The sequence below is a fragment of the Gilvibacter sp. genome, from assembly GCF_013214815.1.
Classification (GTDB): Bacteria; Bacteroidota; Bacteroidia; order Flavobacteriales; family Flavobacteriaceae; genus Gilvibacter.
In genome coordinates this window covers 1-6382 of the sequence record NZ_JABSPU010000099.1, presented here as the reverse complement: position 1 = coordinate 6382, position 6382 = coordinate 1, and the positions used below count along the sequence as shown (strand labels likewise).

The 6382-nt window shown below is 42.6% G+C and carries 8 protein-coding genes and 1 pseudogene; 3 read left to right on the top strand and 6 right to left on the bottom strand.

Annotated features, from left to right (window positions below):
• The 6 genes and pseudogenes from HRT75_RS13755 to HRT75_RS13730 form a co-directional block, all read right to left on the bottom strand.
• Positions 1 to 234: pseudogene (locus HRT75_RS13755) on the bottom strand (indole-3-glycerol-phosphate synthase TrpC); the annotation flags it as partial.
• A gap of 1 nt (position 235) precedes the next feature.
• Positions 236 to 1231, bottom strand: a complete 996-nt coding sequence (gene trpD, locus HRT75_RS13750) for an anthranilate phosphoribosyltransferase (RefSeq protein ID WP_291187892.1) — start codon at positions 1229 to 1231, stop codon at positions 236 to 238.
• Between the two features lie 4 nt (positions 1232 to 1235).
• Positions 1236 to 1808, bottom strand: a complete 573-nt coding sequence (locus HRT75_RS13745) for an aminodeoxychorismate/anthranilate synthase component II (RefSeq protein WP_291187889.1) — start codon at positions 1806 to 1808, stop codon at positions 1236 to 1238.
• Between the two features lies 1 nt (position 1809).
• Entirely contained in the window at positions 1810 to 3210 is a 1401-nt protein-coding gene (locus HRT75_RS13740; protein WP_291187886.1) for an anthranilate synthase component I family protein, read from the bottom strand.
• A 231-nt stretch (positions 3211 to 3441) separates the two neighbouring features.
• A complete protein-coding gene (locus HRT75_RS13735) occupies positions 3442 to 4011 on the bottom strand; it encodes a YceI family protein (RefSeq protein ID WP_291187883.1) in 570 nt (189 codons plus the stop codon).
• Between the two features lie 18 nt (positions 4012 to 4029).
• Entirely contained in the window at positions 4030 to 4446 is a 417-nt protein-coding gene (locus tag HRT75_RS13730; protein ID WP_291187880.1) for a MarR family transcriptional regulator, read from the bottom strand.
• A 134-nt stretch (positions 4447 to 4580) separates the two neighbouring features.
• Here HRT75_RS13730 and HRT75_RS13725 point away from each other — a divergent pair, with 134 nt between their 5' ends.
• From HRT75_RS13725 to HRT75_RS13715, 3 genes are all read left to right on the top strand, one after another.
• Positions 4581 to 5213 (top strand): TlpA disulfide reductase family protein, encoded by a 633-nt coding sequence (locus HRT75_RS13725; RefSeq protein ID WP_291187877.1) that lies wholly within the window; start codon positions 4581 to 4583, stop codon positions 5211 to 5213.
• Position 5214: 1 nt separating this feature from the next.
• Positions 5215 to 5832, top strand: a complete 618-nt coding sequence (locus HRT75_RS13720; protein ID WP_291187874.1) for a thioredoxin family protein — start codon at positions 5215 to 5217, stop codon at positions 5830 to 5832.
• A gap of 244 nt (positions 5833 to 6076) precedes the next feature.
• Positions 6077 to 6382, top strand: a 306-nt coding sequence (locus tag HRT75_RS13715) for a rhodanese-like domain-containing protein (protein WP_291187871.1), incomplete at its 3' end; no start/stop codon positions are given.

The following is a 6382-nucleotide window of genomic DNA, read 5'->3' as shown; positions in this document are numbered from 1 at the left end:
ATTACCCGTAGCCACATCGCTGACTTGCGCTTTCAAGTTTATAGAAGGCTTACTGGGTGATCGTCTTTTAAACTCGGCAATAATACCGCTCTCACTACTTTCAAGTGCTTGTTTTAGCGAAATACAAGGTCTGTTAAACAGCGGTGCTGCTTCCCAATAGCTTTCTGGGAAACTTTGTTTTCTGCGGACAAGATCCTGCTGTTGTTGTTTTACAATACGTTCTAAAATGTCCATATTATGCGTTGGTTAGGGCTACCAATTTATTTAAATGTTGTTCTGCTTTTCCGCTTTTCAGGGTTTCCAGCGCTTTCTCAAAACCTTGCTGTGGAGAACAAGCTGTTACAGTCGCGATGGCCATTCCTGCATTAGCGGCCACTACGTGATTTTGTGGGTCGGTTCCTTTGCCGGAAAGTACTTTTTTAAAGATCTGAGCAGCTTCTTCTACCGTGTCTCCTCCGAAGATATCCTCCGCAGCTATACTGGCAACGCCAAAATCTGTTGGGTTGAGCTGCTGCTCAAAACGATTGCTGATCACACGCGTAGGCCCTGTTAATGAGATCTCATCATATCCATCTAAGGCGTGGAGAATGGTATAGTTCTTCCCAGATTGTTGGTACAAATAGCCGTAAACACGGGCTAGTTCTAAATTGAAAACTCCAACCAATTGATTTTGAGGGAACGCCGGATTCACCATAGGGCCCAACATATTAAAGAAGGTCTTCACTCCCAAAGCGCGTCTAATTCCACCCACATTTTTCATTGCTGGGTGAAACAGTGGTGCATGCAGAACACAAATATTGGCTTCGTCCAAACAACGTTTCAAAACGTCTGTGTCATTGGTGAACTTAACTCCCATATGTTCCATGACATTGCTACTGCCGCTTACGGAAGACACACCGTAGTTTCCGTGTTTGGTCACCTGGACTCCAGAGGCCGCTGTAACAAAGGAAGCCAAGGTGGATATGTTGAAGGTGTTCTTTCCGTCTCCGCCGGTTCCGCAGAGGTCGATGGTGTTGTAATCTTCTACGGGAACGGCAATACAGAGTTCCAAAAGTGCATCGCGAAAGCCTTGAAGTTCATCTACCGTAATGCTACGCATCATATAGACCGTCAAGAACGCAGCGATCTGTGCTTCGTTATATTGTCCTGCAGAGATATTGATCAATATCTCTCGCGCTTCGTCTTTACTCAAAATTTCCTGATTGATCAGGCGATTCAAAACAGCTTTCATAGCTTTAGTTGTTTTGGTTTAACCAGTTTTTGATCATGCTCTTCCCGTGCGGAGTTAGCACGGATTCCGGGTGGAACTGTACCCCACGCAGATCGTACTCTTTATGTCTTAAGGCCATGATCTGTCCAGACTCATCCACTGCGGTGATCTCTAGCGCTTCTGGGAAGTCTTCCCGTGCTACCACCCAAGAATGATAGCGCCCTACTTGGAAGTTCTTAGGTAATCCTTCAAAGAGGGGCTCATCATCTACCAAGCGTTCCACATGGGTACCCACGCCGTGAAATACCTGATCCAAATTGATCAGCGATCCTCCAAAGACCTCGCCGATTGCTTGTTGTCCTAAACAAACGCCAAGCATAGATTTGGTAGGCGCGTAGCGTTCCACAACGTCTTTAAGAAGCCCGGCTTCCTCTGGGATCCCTGGGCCTGGTGATAGTACAATTTTGTCAAAGGCTTCCACATCTTCTAAGACAAACTGATCGTTTCTCCAAACGGTTACGTCGTCTACGAACTCGCGGATATAGTGTACCAGATTGTACACAAAACTGTCGTAATTATCGATCACTAATATCTTCATCTTATAAATTTTCTGCGAGCTCTAAAGCCTTGTTGAGCGCTCCTAATTTGTTATACACTTCTTGTAATTCTTTCTCTGGATCACTGTCGGTCACAATTCCTGCACCAGCTTGATAATGCAGCTGGTGATTTTTACTCACAAACGATCGGATGATGATCGCGTGGTTGAAATTCCCTTTAAAATCCATGAAACCAATGGCACCACCGTAAAAACTGCGGTTGATGTTCTCATACTTTTCCAGTAGTTGCATGGCCATGTGTTTTGGTGCGCCACTTAGAGTTCCTGCTGGGAAAGTGTCTGCGACGATCTGCATGGTGGGAGTTTCTGGATGTTTAACTCCAACCACTTTACTGACCAAATGAATCACGTGAGAAAAGAACTGTACCTCTTTATAGGTAGCCACTTGAATGTCTGTCCCGTGACGACTCAAGTCATTTCTAGCAAGGTCCACAAGCATAACGTGTTCGCTGTTTTCCTTCTCGTCTGCGGCCAATTCTAGGGCCAGAGCAGCATCTTTTTCATCGTTCCCGGTACGTCTAAAGGTTCCAGCAATAGGGTGAATCTCCGTCATTCCGTCCTTTACAACCAGTTGCGCCTCGGGAGAAGATCCGAAGATCTTAAAGTTTCCGTAGTCAAAATAGAAGAGGTAATTAGACGGGTTCACACTTCTAAGGGCACGGTATACGTTGAATTCATCTCCCGTAAACTGTTGCGAATAGCGCTTAGAGGGAACAATTTGAAATACATCTCCGCGGTTGCAGTGTTTTTTGCACTGAGCGACCAATTCTTTAAACTCTTCATCGCTGCAGTTCGTGGTCACTGCGCCATCTTTTTGAAAAGGATATTTTTTGTTGGTGGTACTTCTGATGAGTTGCTCTAAGGTATCCAGGTTATCATCGGAATCATAACAATGCGCAAACAAATACGCCTGATTGTTAAAGTGATTGATCGCGATGATGTTTTGATAAACGGCGTAGTAGATATCTGGAATCTCCAGATCCCCTTCTTTCTTGCTAATGGCTATATCTTCAAAGTATTGGACAGCATCATAAGCAATGAATCCAAACAAGCCGTGATTTATGAATTTGTAGTCTTCACTGTCCACGTCAAAACGGGCAGCAAAATCTGCAATTTCAGCAGGGACATCTACCTCTGAAGTTATTTCTTGTTGGGTGGTTGATCCATCTGGAAATTCACAGGAAATATTGCCGTTAGCTACTTTTATACTGGCAATAGGATTGCAGCAGATATAGCTAAAGCTGTTGTCATTGGCATGGTAGTCACTACTTTCCAGCAGCAAGCTGTTCGGGAATCGGTCCCGTAATTGTAAATAGATGGAGACGGGCGTTAAGGTGTCCGCCAGCAGCTGTCTACTGTGAGTCTTTAAGGTAAATCTTTGCATGTTTTCCATAAAAAAAGACCTGTCGTGAGCGACAAGTCTTTGGTATTTTTAACGTATACAATCAGACGATCAGCTTCACGAGCTAGGGCTTTGAGCTGACCACCACCAGGTATATACGTTGATTTGCTTCATTTGATTCCAAAGATAAATAGTCTTGATAAAAAATCAAACTCAATGGATAAAAAAATCCCGCCTTATAAAAGCGGGATTTTCTCGTGGGAATGGATCCTATTAAAAGGACAAATTTACCGTCAGGTCAAAATCATCATAGATGGTCTTGTCCCCAAGATTGTCAAAGAAGCTACCAGAACCGTAACGCACATCGAACTTAGAACGGTCAATGGTTACATTAGCAGTCATATCAGCACCATTCTTAGTGATGTCAAAAGTGATCGGGTTTGTTTTTCCCTTGATCGTTAGATCTGCAGTTACTGTATAGGAGTTACCATTGCGGGCAGCACGCTTTACAGCAAGTTTTGCAGTTGGGAATGCCTCAACACCAAAGAAGTCGTCCGACTTTAAGTGTCCTTCTAGCTTTTCCTTCCCTTTTCCTGCTTGCAGGTCAGTTACGTTAATACTGGTCATGTCAATAATGAACTCTCCACCAACCATGGTTTCTCCGTCCATCATGAAATAGCCGCTTTTAAGGTTGATTGTACCTTCATGCTGTCCAGTAACTTTTTTACCTACCCAGGTAATGCTACTGTCTTTAACCATTAGCTTTTCTACCGTGGTGGTATTGAATGCGCTAAAGGCGATGGCTAGCAACAACAAAGCTGCTGTTTTTACGTGATTTCTCATTAGAGTTGTTTTTAAAATTTATGAATGTATGTTATTTAAATAGGTATTCAATTGTTCCAGTTCGCCCGAATCCAATTGATTGAGCATCTGCTGATTGTTCGCTTCAACGATGGGGTCTAAAACCTTGAGAAGTTCTAAGCCCTCCGTCGTGATAAAGAGCTCCACCTTTCTGCGATTGGTGGCGCAGACCTGTCTTTTGACCAAGTCTTTCTTCAATAGTTTATCAATGAGACGTGTGGTGTTGGAATTGCGATCTACCATGCGCTCTGTGACCGTAGACAGGTTGGCAGGATTGCTGCCTTGTCCACGTAAGATGCGCAATACATTATACTGCTGAATGCTCAACTCATAACTTTTTAGGATACGGTTTACCGATTCTTCAATCATGCGAGCGCGATACATTAAGTTGATCACCGTTTTGGTGTGCAACTGCATCGGCTTTGTGGTTTTTATAATAGATTCTATCTCCATAATTGTCTCAACAACTATTGTATGTACAAATGTAATATGAAAAATTCAATCCAAAAGGGTTTTAACAGAATTTTAATGGAGGCTGAGGTGTTAAATCTTTGAACGAACTGTTAAATGATTTTTACTTGCCTTTGAGAATGAATATTTTTAATGGATTTAAAATCATCAGCTTGAATCTGTTCCAGAAATATTTTTTAAGTGCAATCTTAATATTCTTAACACTTTTTACCTCGTGTAAAGAGCAAAAAGAGGAAGAGTCGATTGCAGAATCAGCTCCGACAGAAAAGGAGGTAGAAGCTACAAATAGCTCAGACTCTAAAGTTCCTATTTATAAATTTGACGAGTTTGAGCCGCTACTCAACCAGGATGACGGCAACATTTATGTGGTTAACTTTTGGGCCACTTGGTGCAAGCCGTGTATTAAGGAACTGCCGTACTTTAAAACCGTAGGGGAAAAGTATGCGGATCAGAATGTAAAAGTGCTTTTGGTGAGTATTGACTTTCCGAAGTTGTTGGAGAAACAAGTAATCCCTTTCATTGAAAAGAACGAACTGAAATCTCCAGTAGTCCTTTTGGACGATACCGGCGCCAATGAGTGGATTCCCAAAGTGGATGAAAGCTGGTCCGGAGCAATTCCAGCTACAGTGATCTATAAAGGAGACCAGCGCAAATTTTTTGAGCAGTCGTTTACCTTAGAAGAACTTGAAAAAGAATTAAACACCTTTCTGTAAAATGAAAAAATTAAAGAATATCGCAGTAGTTGCAGTCTACGCCTTGGTGGCGACCATTGGACTGAGCAGTTTCACCAATTCCGAAGGTTATGGAATTGGAGACCAAGTAAAAGATGTAAAACTCAAAAATGTAGACGGTAAAATGGTTTCCATGGCCGACTACAAAGACGCCAAAGGATTCATCGTGATCTTTACCTGTAATACGTGTCCTTATGCGGTTGCGAGTGAAGATCGCATCATTGCCTTGGATAAGCAATTTAAAGGGCAGGGGTATCCGGTGATTGCGATTAACCCAAATGATCCTGCCGTTCAGCCCGACGATACCTTTGAGCTTATGCAGCAAAAAGCAAAAGACAAAGGATTTACCTTCCCGTACCTTTATGATGAAAGTAGCACGGTCTATGCTCAGTTTGGAGCTAAAAAGACTCCACATGTCTACTTACTCCAAAAAGAAGGTGGAGCCATGGTAGTGAAGTATATTGGCGCTATTGATGACAGTGTTCGCGACGCCTCTGGAGTTACAAAAACCTATTTGGAAGATGCTGTAAATGCCTTGATCGCCGGTAAAGAAGTGCCAGTAAAAGAAACGCGTGCCATCGGTTGTTCTGTGAAAGTATAATCAGATTCAGCATAAAACATCAAAAGCCGTTTGCAGAAGTAAGCGGCTTTTTTTTGTTTAGGCCTTTAGAGTGTGTCTAATCTTGAATTTTTGGCTTTAATCTTGATGTTCAGCTGTTTGAAAATTATCGTTAATCCCCATTAGCAGTTAGATTCGAAGGTTTTTTGTGGAATTTCTTGTGAAAATTATTCCGTATATCCTTAACTTTGAAATACTAAATGCTCTTAAACAAAGTTTATTAGTTATGACCGATCTTACAAGCGCAGCCTGGCAGGACCAAATTGCGCAAGACTCTGAAGCCGTTATTATCGATGTTCGCACCTCCGACGAGGTTGAAGAAGGCTATATTCCAAACGCCTTACACATGGATATCTACCAGCCTCAAGCTTTTATGGAGGCAGTGAATGCTTTAGATCCCAATAAAAATTATTACGTCTATTGTCGTTCAGGCGGACGCAGTGCTCAAGCCTGTGCTGTTATGGCTTCTGTTGGAATCAACAATACCTACAATCTATTAGGGGGATTCTCAGAATGGAATGGAGACGTAGCC

Bases quoted from the DNA above. Each gene is read 5' to 3' on its own strand.
- trpD (WP_291187892.1), bottom strand. From the start codon at position 1,231: ATGAAAGCTGTTTTGAATCGCCTGATCAATCAGGAAATTTTGAGTAAA.
- HRT75_RS13745 (WP_291187889.1), bottom strand. From the start codon at position 1,808: ATGAAGATATTAGTGATCGATAATTACGACAGTTTTGTGTACAATCTG.
- HRT75_RS13740 (WP_291187886.1), bottom strand. From the start codon at position 3,210: ATGCAAAGATTTACCTTAAAGACTCACAGTAGACAGCTGCTGGCGGAC.
- HRT75_RS13735 (WP_291187883.1), bottom strand. From the start codon at position 4,011: ATGAGAAATCACGTAAAAACAGCAGCTTTGTTGTTGCTAGCCATCGCC.
- HRT75_RS13730 (WP_291187880.1), bottom strand. From the start codon at position 4,446: ATGCAGTTGCACACCAAAACGGTGATCAACTTAATGTATCGCGCTCGC.
- HRT75_RS13720 (WP_291187874.1), top strand. From the start codon at position 5,215: ATGAAAAAATTAAAGAATATCGCAGTAGTTGCAGTCTACGCCTTGGTG.